A 16,203-nucleotide genomic window follows, 5' to 3' on the forward strand; every position below is an offset into this window, starting at 1 on the left:
TAAATGAGTAAAGTTAAAACTGCTTTTTATTGCCAAAAATGTGGCACTTCCTATTCTAAATGGCAAGGTCAATGTTATGCTTGCAAAGAATGGAACACTATTGTTGAAGAAGTTATCCAAAAAGAAGAAAAAACAGCTTGGCGAACTGCTTCAACCGAAAAAACAAAGAGCAGCAAACCTTTACTTATTAAAGAAATAGATACCGCAGAAGAAATCCGGTTAAACACTAACGACCAAGAGTTGAACCGGGTTTTGGGTGGTGGTTTAGTTCCTGGTTCATTAACCTTATTAGGTGGCGAACCCGGAATTGGAAAGAGTACACTTTTACTCCAAATTTCATTAAAACTTCCCTATAAAACACTTTATGTTTCAGGCGAAGAAAGTCAAAAGCAGATTAAAATGCGTGCCGAACGTATTTTGCCTTCAAACGACAATTGCTACATTTTAACCGAAACCAAAACACAAAATATCTTTAGGCAAATTCAGGAAATTGAACCCGAAATTGTCATCATTGATTCTATTCAAACCCTGCAAACCGATTACATTGAATCTTCTGCAGGAAGCATTTCTCAAATCAGAGAATGTACTGCCGAACTTATCAAGTTTGCCAAAGAGACCAACACGCCGGTTATCTTAATTGGTCACATTACCAAAGACGGAACCATAGCCGGGCCCAAAATTTTGGAACACATGGTAGACACCGTTTTACAATTTGAAGGCGATAGAAATCACGTATACCGAATCTTGCGTTCGCTTAAAAACCGATTTGGTTCTACTGCCGAATTAGGAATTTACGAAATGCTGGGCAACGGTTTACGAGAAGTCGACAATCCATCCGAGATTTTAATTTCGCACAAAGAAGAACAACTTTCAGGAACAGCCATTGCCTGTACTTTAGAAGGCATGCGTCCGTTGATGATTGAAATTCAAGCCTTAGTCAGCTCTGCAGTTTACGGAACACCTCAGCGCAGCACTACTGGTTATAATGCCAAGCGTTTAAATATGATCTTGGCTGTTTTGGAAAAACGTGCCGGATTCCGATTGGGGACCAAAGATGTTTTCCTCAATGTAACCGGAGGAATTTCAGTAGATGATACCGCTATTGATTTGGCTGTCGTTGCCGCTATTTTATCTTCTAATGAAGACATTGCCATCGAAGAAGGCTTTTGTTTTGCAGGAGAAGTAGGGCTTTCGGGAGAAATTCGTCCGGTAAACAGAATTGACCAACGAATTCAAGAAGCCGAAAAATTAGGCTTCACTACTATTTTGGTTTCCAAACACAATAAAATCTCACTAAAAAGCAGTAAAATTAAAATTGTATTGGTTTCAAAAATAGAAGATGTAGTTTCTGAATTATTCGGATAACCCTATTTTTTTAAAGGCTGTTCCATAAAAATATCTTTTTTCAAAAATAACACCCATTATTTTATAGGGGTGTTTAAAAATATTTTTTAGTTTTGTGCAAAACCACGAGATTATGAAAATAGAAAAAAGATGGATTATTTCCTTTGCACTTATTACGATTGTAGCCATCGTAAGTTTATTTTGGACAAGTTCAAATGATTTGAAAGACCAGTTCCTTTCCGAAGAAAATATCAACACTTCTGATGTGGCTTGGTTGTTAACCTCATCATCTTTTGTCTTATTAATGACACCTGGACTTTCTTTTTTCTATGGTGGAATGGTGGGAAAAAAGAATGTCATTTCGACTATGCTGCAAAGTTTCATTTCTCTAGGAGTAGTAAGTTTGCTATGGGTAATCGTTGGTTTTAGTTTATCATTTGGCTCACCAATAGGTTTTGAAATCGACGGAACAACCTATGGAATTATTGGTAACCCAACGGATTTTTTGTTTTTCAACAACGTTTCTTCATTACCTCATAATACTTTAGCAAGTACTATTCCTTTTGTACTATTTGCGCTGTTCCAAATGAAATTTGCCGTGATTACTCCTGCCATCATTACCGGATCGTTTGCGGAGAGAGTTCGTTTTATTTCGTATTTATTATTCATCTGTTTATTCATTATTTTCATATATGCCCCACTATGTCACATGGTTTGGCATCCTAACGGATTATTAGGAAGTTTCTTTGGCGTAAAAGATTTTGCCGGAGGAACCGTAGTACACATGAGTGCCGGATTTGCTGCTTTAGCCGGTGTTTTGGTTTTAGGAAAAAGAAAAAATAGCGAACATATTCCTACCAATATCCCTTTTGTATTATTAGGTACCGGAATGTTATGGTTTGGTTGGTTTGGTTTTAACGCAGGTTCAGCACTTGGATCAAATGGAACTGCTGCAATGGCTTTTGCTACTACAACAATCGCTTCCGCTTCGGCAATGATGACTTGGATCTTCTTTGACCGAATCAATGGCAGAAAAGTATCGGCTATGAACGCTTGTATTGGCGCTGTTGTCGGTTTAGTTGTTATTACTCCTGCTGCAGGATTTATTTCTATTCCAAAAAGTATTTTCTTCGGATTTATTGCTGCTATCGTTTCTAATGTAATGGTTAACTGGAAAAAATTAAAAGCTTTTGACGACACTTTAGATGTTTTTGCTTGTCATGGTGTGGGTGGAATTATGGGGATGATCCTAACGGCTATTTTTGCGGAAGGCGAAAATGCAAGTTTACTACATGGAGGCTGGGATATTTTTGGACACCACATGTTAGCACTTGTTTTAGTTTCAGCATTTACTTTTTTTGGCGCTTTGATTTTATATAAAGTAACCAATTTATTTATACCTTTACGTGTATCTGATGAAGCTGAACGAATTGGTTTAGATTTATCACAACACGATGAAAGATTCTAAATTATGCTAAAAAAAAGTATTTTCTTCCTAACCATCTGTAGTTTATTGGCATTCCAAAAAACGTCTTCAGATGAACAAAAAATTAAAAAAGAAATTAATCAACTATTAGATAATTGGCACATGGCTGCCGGAGAATCTAATTTTAATGCTTATTTCGACGTGCTTTCAGAATCATCTATTTACATTGGCACAGACGCTAATGAAAACTGGACTAAAGGAGAATTTATGGCTTTTGCTAAACCTTATTTTGCTAAAAAAAAGGGATGGAATTTCAAAGCTATTGAAAGAAACATTTATCTTTCTCCTGATAAAAAAATAGTTTGGTTTGACGAACTTTTGGATACTCAAATGAAAATTTGTCGTGGAAGCGGCATTATAAGTAAAGAAAATGGAAAATGGAAAATCCAGCACTATGTTCTTTCTATGACTATTCCTAATGAAAATGTTGAAGAAGTAGTAAAGATTAAATCTCCTTTAGAAGACAAAATACTAAGAGAAAAATAAATATTACAAGCGGTTTCAAAATTCTGATTTTGAAACCGCTTTTTTTAAACACTCTTTTTAAGACTAATTTGGATTGTTGTTCCTTTACCGATCTCGGAATATACTACTTTTATTCTTCCTTTATGGTAATCTTCGACGATTCGTTTGGTTAACGACAAGCCTAATCCCCAACCTCGTTTCTTGGTTGTAAATCCTGGTTCAAAAATCTTTTGGAACTGATTTTTAGGAATTCCTTTCCCGGTATCACTCACTCTAATTTGAATGGTTTGTGTCAGATCTTCAATTTCCACACTTAACTTTCCTTTTCCTCGCATGGCATCTATGGCATTTTTTACCAAATTTTCTATTGTCCAACTGTGCAATGCCGGATTGATATTGGCATAAACCGAATAGTCGGGCGCATGAAAATGAAATTCTACCTGTTTAGACGCTCTTGTTTTTAAATATTCAAATGATGTTTGAGTTTCTCTAACAATATCCAATTTCTCTAAAACAGGCTCACTTCCTATTTTTGAAAAGCGATCGGTTATGGTCTGTAAGCGGCTCACATCTTTTTCGACTTCATTTACAATATCTTCATCTACATTTTCAGTTTTTAAAATTTCAACCCAGCCAATCAAGGACGAAAGCGGTGTTCCAATTTGGTGTGCCGTTTCTTTTGCCATTCCTGCCCAAAGTTTATTTTGTCCGGCCATTTTTGTTGCCCGATAAAACACATACACCACAGCAGCAAAGAGAAAAATAATCAATAACAATGCAATAGGATAATATTTTAATTTATTCAATAAAGGCGAATTGCCATAATACACCAACTGATAATTATCTGCTGCAATTTCCATTTTAATCGGTTGATTCTCCGTTTTCAATTGTTGCAAAACCTTTTTTAGTGCAATCGTATCCTGTTCGTTTGATAATTCCACATTATCAAAACTAAGAATATGGTCAATAGAATCAGTAACAATCATGGGAATAGTCGAATTGTTACTAATGACCTGAAACGGAAGTTCTACATCGGTATATTCATTAGCATTAGCTAATGTTTTTTGAGCCGTTGTCCAAAGTTCCATTCGTACCCGTTCTTCATTCTTAAAAATTTGGAAAAAGTTATAGGTATTCCATAGAATGAGTACTACGATAACAAAGGATATTACTATTATGAACCAACGGGTTATGTTTCGTTTATCGGTGATTTGCATATTGCTTATTTGCTATAAAAATACTAATTTCAAAAACAAGTGCAAGACATGTAAAAAAACAAATCGATAACCAAATAAAAAACACAGTAACCTAGCTAGCCCCGGTGGAAGCGATTACCCGACACTTTAGTAGCGCGTAGTAGCGGACGACGGGAATATGGAGAGCTGATATTCCTAAAGATTCGCTTCAAAATTGTATCTTTGTCAAAACTAAATAAACATGCTAACTATAAATCCTAAGGAATTTACTCCTGTTCAACTACAAGGTTATTTACAAGGTGCTATAGGACCAAGACCTATTGCTTTTGCCAGTACTGTTGACGCTAACGGAACTCCGAATTTATCTCCGTTTAGCTTTTTTAACCTTTTCAGTTCTAATCCGCCTATTTTAGTTTTTTCACCTGCAAGACGCGTGAGAAATAATACCACAAAACATACGTTAATCAACTGTGAAGCTACTAAAGAAGTGGTGATTAACATTGTAAATTATGATATTGTACAACAAGTGTCATTATCGAGCACAGAATATCCGGATGGTGTGAATGAATTTGAAAAATCAGGATTAACAATGTTAGCTTCTGATATAGTAAAACCATTTCGCGTAGCAGAAAGTCCAGTCCAATTGGAATGCAAGGTCAATGACATTGTAGCACTAGGAACTGAAGGTGGTGCCGGAAATTTAGTGATTTGTGAAGTTGTAAAAATTCATATTGATGAAGCTATTTTAGACGAAAAAGGAAATATTGATCAACATAAAATTGATTTAGTAGCCCGAATGGGAGGCAATTGGTACACCAGAGCCAATATGGGAATGTTTGAAGTTGAAAAACCGTTGACAACTTTAGGAATTGGCGTGGATACTATCCCTGATTTTATTAAAGAAAATAGTATCTTTAACGGAAATGATTTGGGAAAATTAGGTAACATTGAAGTGATTCCTAATGAAGAAGAAATTGCTATCTTTGTCAAAGAGAATTTTTCAGTAAAAGCTGTTTTAAGTTCGGATGACGAATTGAAACGTTTTCAATTGGCTAAAGATTATTTAGATAAAAATGAAGCTTTAACGGCTTGGAAAGTCCTTTTAGCAAAAAAATAAATTATTTAGAACATGGAAGTAACAGGGAGAATTAAAGCGATTAGTCCGGTACAACAGATTAGTGCCACTTTTAAGAAAAGAGAATTAGTTGTAACTACTGATGAGCAGTATCCGCAACATATTATGATTGAATTTACTCAAGATAAAACGGATACCTTAAACCAATTTAACTTGGGTGAATTAGTACGTGTTTCTATCAATTTAAGAGGTAGAGAATGGGTGAATCCTCAAGGAGAAACTAAATATTTTAACTCTATTCAAGGATGGAGAATTGAACGAGTGGCTACAGAAGCTCCTGCTGCTCAGTCTCAAGGTATGCCAACTATGCCGCCTGCTGATGCATTTGAACCGGCGACTAACTTTAACGAAGAAGAACACGACGATTTACCTTTCTAATCCAAGAAAAAAATCTATATAAAAAGTGCTATTCATAGAATAGCACTTTTTTTAAACCCATTTCTAATAGTATTATGGTAAAAACGAATACCCATTTCTAGTTTTCCATAAAAAGTATTTTTCAAACAATACTTTACTGAAATCATAAATTACATTTGGAATCATAATAGCAAAACTTCTTGGTTTAAAAAGTTTATCAGATACTATGATGACCTCTTTTTTTCCGGCATCCATGATACATAAGCCCGGAATTTTACCCCAAGGTTTTTCTTTTAATTTGGTTTCCCCTTTAGCTACTCTGATAATATTTTCAGCCACTACTTTTCCTGTTTCATCTGATGGAAAACCGGTTTTTGGTGCAGCAAACGGAACTGTTTTAGGAGTAAAAGGCAACGGCACATTTACGGCAATTCCGGCAGTCCAAATATTAGGATAATCGGGATGTCTGTAATCGTCACCCGCAGGAATATATCCGGCTGCAGTTGCATGAAGCTCCGGAGAATTGGTTACAAAATCCACTCCGATAAAAGGAGGCATTAACATGGTAAATTTGCTAGGCAGTACTTCTCCATCGGTCAAAATCACTTTCTCTTCATCCATCTCTTTTACACCCACTTGCGTTCTGAAATGAATGTTGAACATTTTCATAAAACCTGTTAGCATCGATTCGGCCAACGGCATACCGTCAATTCCAAAGTGACCTAAATAATCTTCCGGAGTAATCCAGTATAAATCTACTTTTTTACGAATTTTTTGGTCGCGAAGCCATTTTTCAATATTAAATAAAAATTCATAGGCAGCTCCCATACATCCGGCATTTTGAGTCGCTCCGACAACAATCGGACCCGGATTTTTTTTGAATTCCTCTAAAGCTTTACGAATCTTCATGGCGCCGTTTGGAGTTCCTACATAAAACGCATGTTCTGCAACTCCCGGAGCTACATCATATTTTACTTTTGGTCCGGTTGCAATAACCAGATGATCGTATTTGAATTCCCCTTTATCAGTATATACCACTTGCGTTTTAGGATCAACTTTTAAAGCTTCTGCATTAACAAAATCAACTCCTTTTTTTTGAAGAATCCCATCTTTTCGAAATGAAATATCTTTGATCTCTCTTCTGCCAAACGGTACCCAAATAAGAGAAGGAATAAATAAAAAAAGTGGAGATTTATCTATTAAAATGACTTTATGCGCTTCTTTTCCTTTTCGTTTAATCTCGAGGGCGGCTGTCATTCCGGCAAAGTTACCTCCTATTACTACAGTAGTTGTCATGATGTCAATGTTTTTAGTTTTAGTACTTAAAATTAGCACTTTACACCAACTCCTACTGCAACTTTTGTTACACGAGAAATAGCCTTTTTACTGCAAAATTTCGGTTTGTAGTTTTTTAGGAAGACTTGAAAACACCAAATCATAGGACTGCCACAACATTTTCACAACGTCTTTATCTTCAACATCTTGATTAACCAAGACAGTATTCCAATGTTTTTTACTCATGTGGTATCCGGGTTGCACACCTTCATATCGAGCTCTTAACTCTAAAGCTTCTTCGGGATCACATTTTAGATTTAGGGAAGGTTCGCCTTTTTCCCAACCCGATAATGACGTTAAGCAGAACATTTTTCCGCCAACTTTAAACACTAAAGTATCTTCATCAAAAGGAAAATGTTCGGTTACTCCTTTTTTGGACAAACAAAGTTCGTATAATTGCTGGATGTTCATTTGACAAATATTTTAAATAAACTGACCAAAAGTTAATAATGTTCCATTGGGATCAACAATTGAAAATTCCATTTGGTGCCAAGGTTTTTGTTCTAAACTGCCGTTAGGATGAATAGCAATTCCTTTTTCGATTAATTTATGATAGAAAGTCTCAATTTCTGCATTTACTCTCAAATAAATCATGAAGTCTGACTTTTTTGGATCCAAATCTTTAAAAGAGAAAAAATGAAGCTCCGTTTGTTCCAATGAAAAAATCAGATATTCACCATAATCAGCTTCTAATTGAAATCCTATTTTAGCATAGAAATCAATTGTTTCGTTTTTATTGATAAAAGGCAACTTTGGAATTACTGCTGAAATCATTTCCTATTGGTTTATGTTATACAAAACGGGTTTACTTGGACTTGCATCATTTTCAAACGAAGCGATTTGTAAGTTCAGCAGATAACTTCCGTCTTTAATTGCATTTTTAACAAAAATCATTTCAGTAATGGTACAATCCAAACGAGCATTTTTATTCAAATGTTGAATATCTTTTACGTTCCAAAACGCTTTGTGCGCCAATAATTTTCCTTCATCGTGTTCTTTATCCACACTCGGCAAATCAATCAACAAATGTTTAATTCCTATTTCTCTAATGTAAGTCGCGGATTTATCTGATAAATAAGGAGGGTTTGAATGAGAGTAGTTTTTATGTTTTTTCTCTTCTAAGTTAGGTAACGTTCTGATGATTAAAGCCTCAATCTGATTGTGTGACTTCTCACTTCTCGACTCCTCTCGAAGTGATAATCTCGAAGTGATAAGAGAAGATTCTATTTGTTCTTTGGTAATAATGAGATCATCTCCGACAGCAATCGGTTCAACTGAAATTAGCTCTGCCAAAAAGAAAAATGTTTTCAAATGCTGATTCACACTATAAAAATCTTTGGTAATATGACCCAAACATTCGGTGTGTGTGCCGTGCGCATGCGGATTAAAAAAGATATTATTGAAATTGGTTGATGATTTCCCTTCAGAAACTTTTCCAATCCAATCGCCCATCGTTACCGGTTCCATTTTAGGTGCATCCTGATACCACGCAATGGGATTTTGACTATTATTCGTTAACGGAATAGAAATATCAAGAGGTTTTGATAGATCAATTATATACTTTTTATCAATTACTGCTTCCATAGAGTTGTATCAAACGATTAAAACCAAACATTTCTGTTATTCCAGACCAAAGCGATGAAAATTCCAAAATAAATAATACTGACCACAAATTTCATAAAAGTTCCGGCTAAGAAACCTAAAAACGAACCTGTGGCGGCTTTAAAAGCACGATTTACATTTTGTTTGTCAAACAATAATTCACCAACCAAAGCTCCTACAAAAGGACCAATAATAAATCCAAACGGAATGGGTAAAATCAGCCCTAATATCAAACCGATATTGGTTCCCCAAATACCGTATTTGCTTCCGCCAAATCGTTTGGTACCTTGAGCAGGAATCACATAATCAAGAACAAGAATCAACAGCGCTACTAAAAAAGTAATACCTAACATCCAATAGTTAGTTGCTATTTTGGAGCTCAAATACAATACTAAAATTCCAATCCAACTAATAGGCGGACCGGGTAAAGCAGGTAATAAACTACCCGCAATTCCTAGTAACATGCAACAAAATCCGATAATTAGGAGAACATATTCCATGGTTAAAAACTTTTGTTAAAAGTACTAAAAATAGAAGTGATAATAAAATAAACTAAAAAATTAGTTCAAACTAAAGATTTAGTTTGTACATTTGTCAAACTAACTTTTTAGTTGAAAGACACAATGAAACAATTAACCAAAGCGGAAGAAGAAATCATGCAAATTCTTTGGCAATTAAAAGAAGCCAATGTGAAAGAGATAGTTTCGGAGTTTTCAGAACCTAAACCCGCGTATAACACGGTTTCAACGATTATTCGAATTTTAGAAACAAAAGATTTTGTAAATCACAGACAAGAAGGCAAAGGCTATGTCTATTTTCCGGTAATAAAAAAAGCAGATTACAGCAACACTTCATTAAACCGATTGATGGAAAATTATTTTCAAGGTTCATTTCACAATTTGGTTTCCTTTTTTGTGAAACAAAATGATGTCGATGTAAATGATGTAGAAGCTCTTTTAAACGAACTTAAAAAAGATAAAAAATGACCGATTTTTTGTTTTACAGTATAAAAACCATTGCGATACAAGCTTTATTTTTGACCGCATATCGATTTTTCTTGAGTAAAGAAACCTTTTTTACGATCAATCGGCTGTATTTGTTAGGAAGTCTGCTATTGTCTTTAATCATTCCGTTGTTAACAATTAGTTCTAGCGAAATACAAACAACTCAATGGGTGCAGTTAAACAATATATCGATTTTAAATACGAGTCAGGAATCAATCCAAAGTACAGAAAGTCATTATTCGCTAACAGAAATTCTTGTTATTCTCAAAAGTACATATTTTTTGGGAGTGCTTTTCTCTTTGGTCCTCTTTATAAAAAAAACACGAGCTATTTATAGAACAATTTCTTTGGCAAAAACCGAAAGTCACCAAGGAACTACAATTTACAGGTTATCCGATTCTAACGATGCTTTTTCCTTTTTAAACTATATTTTCATTGGCGACAAACAACAAGACATTCAGGTTTTGTTAGCACATGAAAAAACACATCAAAAGAAATTGCATTCGGTAGATATTTTGCTTTTAGAGAGCGTAAAAATCATCTTTTGGTTCAATCCGGTATTATATTATTTCCAAAAAAAGATAGTAGAAAATCACGAATTTGAAGCTGACGCAATTGCTATACAAAACAATCGAATTTCCTATTTTAAACAAATAATAAACCAAGTTTTTCAAGTTGAAGATTTGGCTTTAGTGAGTAATTTTTTCAATCAATCATTAATCAAAAAACGAATCGTTATGTTACAAAAAACAAAATCTAGAAAATGGAATTTACTGAAATACGGAGTAACTGTTCCAATGGTTATAGCAAGTGTTTTACTCTTTGCTAATTGTTCTAACGAAACAAGTCAAAATCAAGATGCTATTAATGCGAAAGAACAGCAAAAAAATACAACCAAAAGTACCGATGATATCAAACCCATTGCAATTGTAGATGAAATACCTAAATTCAAAGATTGTGAATTGGCTAGTAGAGAAGAGGCTATGCAATGTTTTAACCAGCAAATGAATCAACACATTAAAACTCATTTTGTATATCCGGAAGAAGCCTTGGCAAATAATATAGAAGATCGAGTAAGCATTCAGTTTGTCATTGACGAAAATGGGAATGTATCCGATATTGAAGCAAAAAGTAGAAATAACAACGAATCATTAGAAAATGAAGCCGTTAGAATTATCTCACTTTTACCACAATTTAAACCTGCCCGACTTGGCGGAAAATCAGTAAAAATAAAATATGGATTACCCATTACTTTTGAATTACAGTAAATGAAAAAAAGTGTTTTGTTTTTACTTATGCTATTAACGGTTGTTGCTCAGGCTCAAAACACAGCAATTGCCGATAGTTTGGTAGCTGTCGGTCAATACTCAAAAGCCGTTCAGTGGTATGAAGAGCAAGGAAAAATTCCGGAAAAATATTTCCAAATGGCTAAAGTGTATGAAGCCTCAGGAAATAAAAGTGTAGCATTAGAAAAGTATGAAAAATACATTCAAATCGATTCAACAAATACCCGAGTAAATTACAATTACGGATTATTGCTTATCGAAACAACGCAATGGAAACCTGCCGAAAAAGTATTTACAAAACTCAATAAAGAAAAACCCAGTGCAGTACATTGGTATTATTTGGGCGAAATTTTCGAAAAACAAGAAGAATCCTTAAAAGCCTTAGCTAGTTACAATAAGTCGATACAATTAGAACCCGATTTTTACAAAAGCAATTATAAAATCGCCGTTTTCTATGCCAATGCTAAAGAATACAGCAAAGCCTTTGAAATTTGCAATCGGTTTTTGGAAAAAGATGCCGAAGATATTCAAATGCTAAAATTGAGAGGTCAAGTACATTTTTCGTCACAGCATTATGATAAAGCAATAACCGATTTTGAGCAACTGTTACACTTAGAGCAAATAGACACATTTATTTATGAAAAATTAGCGCTGTCTTATTTGGCAAACGAAGAATATACCAAAGCACGTACGTTGTATGATACGTTAATTGAAACGATCAACGATGAAAATCCGGAGTATTATTACAATCGCGGTAAATGTCAAGGATTTTTAGGAAACAATACCGAAGCCGAAACGGATATTCAAAAATCAATGGCTCTACGAACATTCACTTTTGAAAATGAAAATTTCTACTTGGGCTATTTCTATCAAAAAGAAAACAATTTAAAAAAGGCATTGCACTATTATCAAAAAGCACAAAAAGAAAATAAAAACCATCAAGAATCTGCTTATCAAATCATTGCTATAAAAGATTATCAAGGACAATCTTTCGCAAAAACCATTCAGGAATACGAAACTTTTTTGATAAATTTTCCAGCGGTTTCCGTCAAAAGAAAGGCTTCAATTGAGAACAGAATCAAACAATTAAAGCAAAAACAGCACATGGAATAAAAAAACCTTTTATTTTTGCGTTAAATTCTACGCTTTTGAAAAACTTTTGGAGAATATCACTAATGATGTTGTGTTTCACATCCTGCCAACTTTTCGATAAAAAAGTTCCGGATGAAAAAGAACTATTGCAACAAGAATTACAAAAGATCAATTGGAACCAAGTCGATCAATATCCATCAGTAGCTTCGTGCGACACTATTTTGAATAAGGCCGAGCAAAAACAGTGTTTGTTCGATTTCTTAATCGCCACTATTCAAAGCCGAATCGGAATCGATACTATTCACATTTTGTATCCGGAATTAGACACCATTTCGGTTAAAGTAACTATCAATCCCGATGCAAGTTTGCAGTTCCAAACCGAAATCCCGAAAGATTCTATCACTTACGACATCAAGGTTATCGACAGCATTTTACAAAACCGCCTTTCCGATTTTCCGGCCGTTGAACCCGCAATCAAACAAGGCATAAAAGTAAAATCACAATTCGTTTTACCTGTAATTTTAAAAGTTACCGATTAATTTTTAGGAGCTTTTTCCAACTGTCCGCTATATTTTTTGTCACCTCGAGCGGAGTCGAGAGGCAAAAAAGATGCCACTTCCATCTGGGCTATTTCCGGAACGTTCTACCTTTCCATTGGTATGAACCCAATAAACTGTAAAGACCAACAGTAAAATTAAAAAACGGATGAAGTAGTGAAGCAGCTAGCAAACCATTTAATCTCGCATGAAAATGACGTGCCGAAAGTGAAATCAACACAAAATCGACAAAGAATTTAATGCCAAAAAAGAGCATAAAATAATTAGCATCTAATCGTTTAAAAAGCCAAAGAAGTAAAGCCGCGAGCAAAGCTACATTGGTTCCAAAAACAACTAAAGCTAAAAACTTTCCAAATCTTGAAGAATATCCCGGACTTTTTGCAGCCCAACGCACTCTTTGGAAGAATAAATCTTTCCAAGAATCGAGACTCTGAGTTACTACAATGCTATTTTCGTGCATACAAAAACCAACTTTCTTTTTGTCTTTTTTAACGGCTTTTTGGAGTAAAAAAACATCGTCACCACTGGCTATATTTTCGTTGCCTTCAAAACCATTTAACGCAAAGAAAAACTCTTTTTGGTACGCAAAATTGGCACCATTACACATGAACTGACCAAAAACACCAAAACTTCCGATAGTTGCACCTTGTAAACTCAACAAATCCAGATTTTGAAACGCGTGTAAAAAGCCTTTTTTAGGCGCATAACACACCCCGGCAGCGACCATTTTTCTATCGGTTTGCTGAATGTAATTGTCATACACTTTTAACCAATTGAAATGCACCACACAATCGGCATCCGTGGTAATAATCCATTCATATTTAGCAAGTGTAATAGCTGTATTGATGGCGTCTTTTTTGGGCGAATTGGTTTTTCGTTGACTTACAATAATTCGCATGTTACTTTTTGTTTTGGGCAACACAAAATCATCTTCCGAAGCATCGTCCACTAAAATAACTTCAAATTGGTTTTTGGGATAATCTAAAGCTTCAAGCGACGCTAAAAGACGAGGTAAATTTTGAGCTTCATTTCTGAAAGGAACCACAATGCTAAAACGAGTTTGAGGAATAGCGTTGTGAAAATGAATAGGTTTCATCTTTGTAAAACCTAAAATTAAGACACCTATACTTACTACATAAATGCCTAAAACGATAAACAATATCATCATATCGGTTTCGGTTTGTACCGTAAAACAAAATAGCTTCCTATAATAACAGGAAAAACTAAATTAAAAATCCACATCAACAAAGTTACGGAAATAATTTTCTCACTTTCTATATTTATTGTCTGAAAAAGATAAATAGCAACGCTACTTTTCACCGCAACATCCATCAAATGAATACTCGGAATGACCGAAGATAGGAAATACATTAAAAATATAGTTTCCAGCGCTACTACAAGATTAATGTTAGGATCAAAAGTGAATAACAGAAATAAAAATTGGGTAGAAAAAATAAGATAACGAAGCGTAGATAATACAAATACTTTCGAAACTATTTTTCGGTTGAGTTGGCGTATTTTGGTAATTATTTTTTGAAAGGAAAAACCATAAATTTCAATCTTTCTAAAGAAAATAGCAATTAAAATAATGATAGCAAAGCCAATTAAAATTAATAAGATTGAAATAAAATCGGCTTTAAATCTGATCGACATAGTTTCTATTGAAGAAAAAGTCAGAAGTGAAAATCCGACAATGCCAAATAATATTGTAACCAACATTTGACTGCTGTTATGAATAAAATTCAGTAATACAATTCGCTTTGCATTTTCTTTTTTAAAATAAAACATTTTAGCTCCATATTCGCCAATTCTGTTGGGAGTAAAAATTGAAGCCGTGAGCGAACCTAAACTTTGGTGTGCCGATTCTCTAAAAGAAATCGTTTGGAAACTACCTACTACAGTTTTCCATTTTAAAATTTCCAAAAGCCAATTGGTCAATGAAAAAAGAAAAAGTATAGCAATTACAGGAACATTTAAAAAATGAACTAATTGTTTTATGGTGATTTCCTTTTCGGCTTGTAGTCGGTTATAAATGTAAAAAAAAGCCAAGCTCACAATCAAAACTTTGACGAGAACTAATAAGAATTGTTTAGCTTTGTGAGGAATTGCAATCATTACTACAAAGAAAAGAAAATTTGGCAAACGAACGCATTATATTAGGAATTGACCCGGGAACCACCATCATGGGATTTGGATTGATTAAGGTGGTGAATAAAAAAATGGAGTTTATTCAGTTGAACGAATTGCAATTGGGTAAACTAGACGATCATTATGTAAAGTTAAAACGTATTTTTGAACGCACTATTGAACTAATTGAAACCTATCATCCTGATGAAATTGCGATTGAAGCTCCTTTTTTTGGTAAAAATGTGCAATCCATGTTAAAGTTAGGAAGAGCCCAAGGCGTTGCTATGGCGGCAGGTTTATCGCGCCAAATTCCGATTACCGAATACGAACCTAAGAAAATAAAAATGGCGATTACAGGTAACGGAAACGCCAGTAAAGAGCAAGTTGCTAAAATGCTCCAACAATTATTAGGATTAAAAACCTTACCCAAAAACCTCGATTCAACCGATGGATTGGCAGCTGCAGTTTGTCATTTTTTTAATTCCGGAAAAGTGGAGATTGGAAAAAGCTATTCGGGTTGGGACGCTTTTGTAAAACAGAATGAAGATAGGGTATCTTAGAAAAATTAAAAGCCGTCTAATATTAGATGGCTTTTAATTTTTATTTACATTTTTTAAAAGAATAAATGAGAGTTACTTATCTATTATTCTTCGTACTGATAATAAAATGTTCCTTCAGTAACATTATAATTGATTACAGGATTTGATTCTTGTACGTTGTCAGAAGTTGTAAATTGAAAAGTCCCTTTTACAACTTTTGTAGTAGTATTCACTTCTGTAATAATAATCGTTCCTGCAACTGTGCTTTCTGATTCATCATTACTATTATCTATTAAATCAATAAAGTGCGAAGGAGGTGTGCTAAAGGTTTCTGTACCAACAGTATAAGTTCCTACAACCATGTCTGTTTTTTTTAACCAAAGATTGATTTCTGGATTCCCCAAAAGTCCCCCTTGTCTACCCTGTAGCATAATAAAGTCTTCTTGTGGAAAATAATCCCAAATGTTTGTAGAAGAAACCATATTGTTACCAAAAGGATTATTAGCTTCAAAAGTTACCCCGTTCAATTTAGCAGTCATAGCATATTGAGGTTGGGGATCCGAAGTACTACCTCCATCATCAGAAGAACATGACAATACTACAAAAGGTAAAACATAAAACAAATTCTTGATTTTTTTCATAAAAATATATATTATCTTTTGCGAAAATATATAAAGT

At 34.4% G+C, this 16,203-nt stretch carries 19 protein-coding genes; 10 read left to right on the top strand and 9 right to left on the bottom strand.

The window, feature by feature from the left end; all coding sequences use genetic code 11:
* Window positions 1–3 precede the first annotated feature (3 nt).
* The 3 genes from radA to ACUSJC_RS08975 all read left to right on the top strand — a co-directional run bounded on the left by radA (window position 4) and on the right by ACUSJC_RS08975 (window position 3,316).
* Window positions 4–1,365 (top strand): DNA repair protein RadA, encoded by a 1,362-nt coding sequence (gene radA / locus ACUSJC_RS08965; protein WP_449269232.1) that lies wholly within the window; start codon window positions 4–6, stop codon window positions 1,363–1,365.
* A 112-nt stretch (window positions 1,366–1,477) separates the two neighbouring features.
* Window positions 1,478–2,812: an ammonium transporter gene (locus ACUSJC_RS08970; protein ID WP_449269233.1), complete on the top strand. Its 1,335-nt coding sequence runs from the start codon at window positions 1,478–1,480 to the stop codon at window positions 2,810–2,812.
* 3 nt (window positions 2,813–2,815) lie between these two features.
* Window positions 2,816–3,316 carry a nuclear transport factor 2 family protein gene (locus ACUSJC_RS08975; RefSeq protein WP_449269234.1) on the top strand — a complete coding sequence of 167 codons (501 nt, stop codon included), beginning with the start codon at window positions 2,816–2,818 and terminating at the stop codon, window positions 3,314–3,316.
* A 44-nt stretch (window positions 3,317–3,360) separates the two neighbouring features.
* Here the strand turns inward: ACUSJC_RS08975 and ACUSJC_RS08980 are convergent, their stop codons facing one another.
* Complete coding sequence (locus ACUSJC_RS08980; RefSeq protein WP_449269235.1) at window positions 3,361–4,512, bottom strand: sensor histidine kinase; 1,152 nt, start codon at window positions 4,510–4,512, stop codon at window positions 3,361–3,363.
* 220 nt (window positions 4,513–4,732) lie between these two features.
* Here ACUSJC_RS08980 and ACUSJC_RS08985 point away from each other — a divergent pair, with 220 nt between their 5' ends.
* Both ACUSJC_RS08985 and ACUSJC_RS08990 read left to right on the top strand, forming a co-directional pair.
* Window positions 4,733–5,608: a flavin reductase family protein gene (locus tag ACUSJC_RS08985; protein WP_449269236.1), complete on the top strand. Its 876-nt coding sequence runs from the start codon at window positions 4,733–4,735 to the stop codon at window positions 5,606–5,608.
* Between the two features lie 12 nt (window positions 5,609–5,620).
* Window positions 5,621–6,004 carry a DUF3127 domain-containing protein gene (locus ACUSJC_RS08990; RefSeq protein ID WP_449269237.1) on the top strand — a complete coding sequence of 128 codons (384 nt, stop codon included), beginning with the start codon at window positions 5,621–5,623 and terminating at the stop codon, window positions 6,002–6,004.
* Window positions 6,005–6,076: 72 nt separating this feature from the next.
* Here ACUSJC_RS08990 and ACUSJC_RS08995 read toward each other — a convergent pair whose 3' ends face one another.
* From ACUSJC_RS08995 to ACUSJC_RS09015, 5 genes are all read right to left on the bottom strand, one after another.
* Entirely contained in the window at window positions 6,077–7,279 is a 1,203-nt protein-coding gene (locus ACUSJC_RS08995; RefSeq protein ID WP_449269238.1) for an NAD(P)/FAD-dependent oxidoreductase, read from the bottom strand.
* 87 nt (window positions 7,280–7,366) lie between these two features.
* A complete protein-coding gene (locus ACUSJC_RS09000; RefSeq protein ID WP_449269239.1) occupies window positions 7,367–7,729 on the bottom strand; it encodes an MmcQ/YjbR family DNA-binding protein in 363 nt (120 codons plus the stop codon).
* Window positions 7,730–7,741: 12 nt separating this feature from the next.
* On the bottom strand, window positions 7,742–8,092 hold the full coding sequence (locus tag ACUSJC_RS09005) for a bleomycin resistance protein (RefSeq protein ID WP_449269240.1): 351 nt from the start codon (window positions 8,090–8,092) through the stop codon (window positions 7,742–7,744).
* A 3-nt stretch (window positions 8,093–8,095) separates the two neighbouring features.
* Complete coding sequence (locus ACUSJC_RS09010) at window positions 8,096–8,902, bottom strand: cyclase family protein (RefSeq protein WP_449269241.1); 807 nt, start codon at window positions 8,900–8,902, stop codon at window positions 8,096–8,098.
* 17 nt (window positions 8,903–8,919) lie between these two features.
* Complete coding sequence (locus tag ACUSJC_RS09015) at window positions 8,920–9,420, bottom strand: DUF456 domain-containing protein (protein WP_449269242.1); 501 nt, start codon at window positions 9,418–9,420, stop codon at window positions 8,920–8,922.
* Between the two features lie 123 nt (window positions 9,421–9,543).
* Here ACUSJC_RS09015 and ACUSJC_RS09020 point away from each other — a divergent pair, with 123 nt between their 5' ends.
* From ACUSJC_RS09020 to ACUSJC_RS09035, 4 genes are read left to right on the top strand one after another with little or no spacing between them, the layout of a single operon-like run.
* Complete coding sequence (locus tag ACUSJC_RS09020) at window positions 9,544–9,906, top strand: BlaI/MecI/CopY family transcriptional regulator (protein ID WP_449269243.1); 363 nt, start codon at window positions 9,544–9,546, stop codon at window positions 9,904–9,906.
* On the top strand, window positions 9,903–11,192 hold the full coding sequence (locus tag ACUSJC_RS09025; RefSeq protein ID WP_449269244.1) for a TonB family protein: 1,290 nt from the start codon (window positions 9,903–9,905) through the stop codon (window positions 11,190–11,192). The genes ACUSJC_RS09020 and ACUSJC_RS09025 overlap by 4 nt, the downstream gene beginning before the upstream one ends.
* Complete coding sequence (locus ACUSJC_RS09030; RefSeq protein ID WP_449269245.1) at window positions 11,193–12,323, top strand: tetratricopeptide repeat protein; 1,131 nt, start codon at window positions 11,193–11,195, stop codon at window positions 12,321–12,323. It begins immediately after the preceding gene.
* A 35-nt stretch (window positions 12,324–12,358) separates the two neighbouring features.
* A complete protein-coding gene (locus tag ACUSJC_RS09035) occupies window positions 12,359–12,841 on the top strand; it encodes a hypothetical protein (RefSeq protein ID WP_449269246.1) in 483 nt (160 codons plus the stop codon).
* 88 nt (window positions 12,842–12,929) lie between these two features.
* Here the strand turns inward: ACUSJC_RS09035 and ACUSJC_RS09040 are convergent, their stop codons facing one another.
* A complete protein-coding gene (locus tag ACUSJC_RS09040) occupies window positions 12,930–14,027 on the bottom strand; it encodes a glycosyltransferase family 2 protein (RefSeq protein ID WP_449269247.1) in 1,098 nt (365 codons plus the stop codon).
* Window positions 14,024–15,001 (bottom strand): lysylphosphatidylglycerol synthase domain-containing protein, encoded by a 978-nt coding sequence (locus ACUSJC_RS09045; RefSeq protein WP_449269248.1) that lies wholly within the window; start codon window positions 14,999–15,001, stop codon window positions 14,024–14,026. Before ACUSJC_RS09045 ends, ACUSJC_RS09040 begins: the two co-directional genes overlap by 4 nt.
* Here ACUSJC_RS09045 and ruvC point away from each other — a divergent pair.
* Window positions 14,995–15,546: a crossover junction endodeoxyribonuclease RuvC gene (gene ruvC / locus ACUSJC_RS09050; protein ID WP_449269249.1), complete on the top strand. Its 552-nt coding sequence runs from the start codon at window positions 14,995–14,997 to the stop codon at window positions 15,544–15,546. The two genes, ACUSJC_RS09045 and ruvC, sit on opposite strands and share 7 nt — an antisense overlap.
* Before the next feature lie 83 nt (window positions 15,547–15,629).
* On the opposite strand, the gene ACUSJC_RS09055 is transcribed toward ruvC, so the two are convergent.
* Window positions 15,630–16,166 (bottom strand): DUF6252 family protein, encoded by a 537-nt coding sequence (locus ACUSJC_RS09055; protein ID WP_449269250.1) that lies wholly within the window; start codon window positions 16,164–16,166, stop codon window positions 15,630–15,632.
* Window positions 16,167–16,203: the final 37 nt, after the last annotated feature.

The sequence above is a fragment of the Flavobacterium sp. U410 genome (assembly GCF_053570605.1).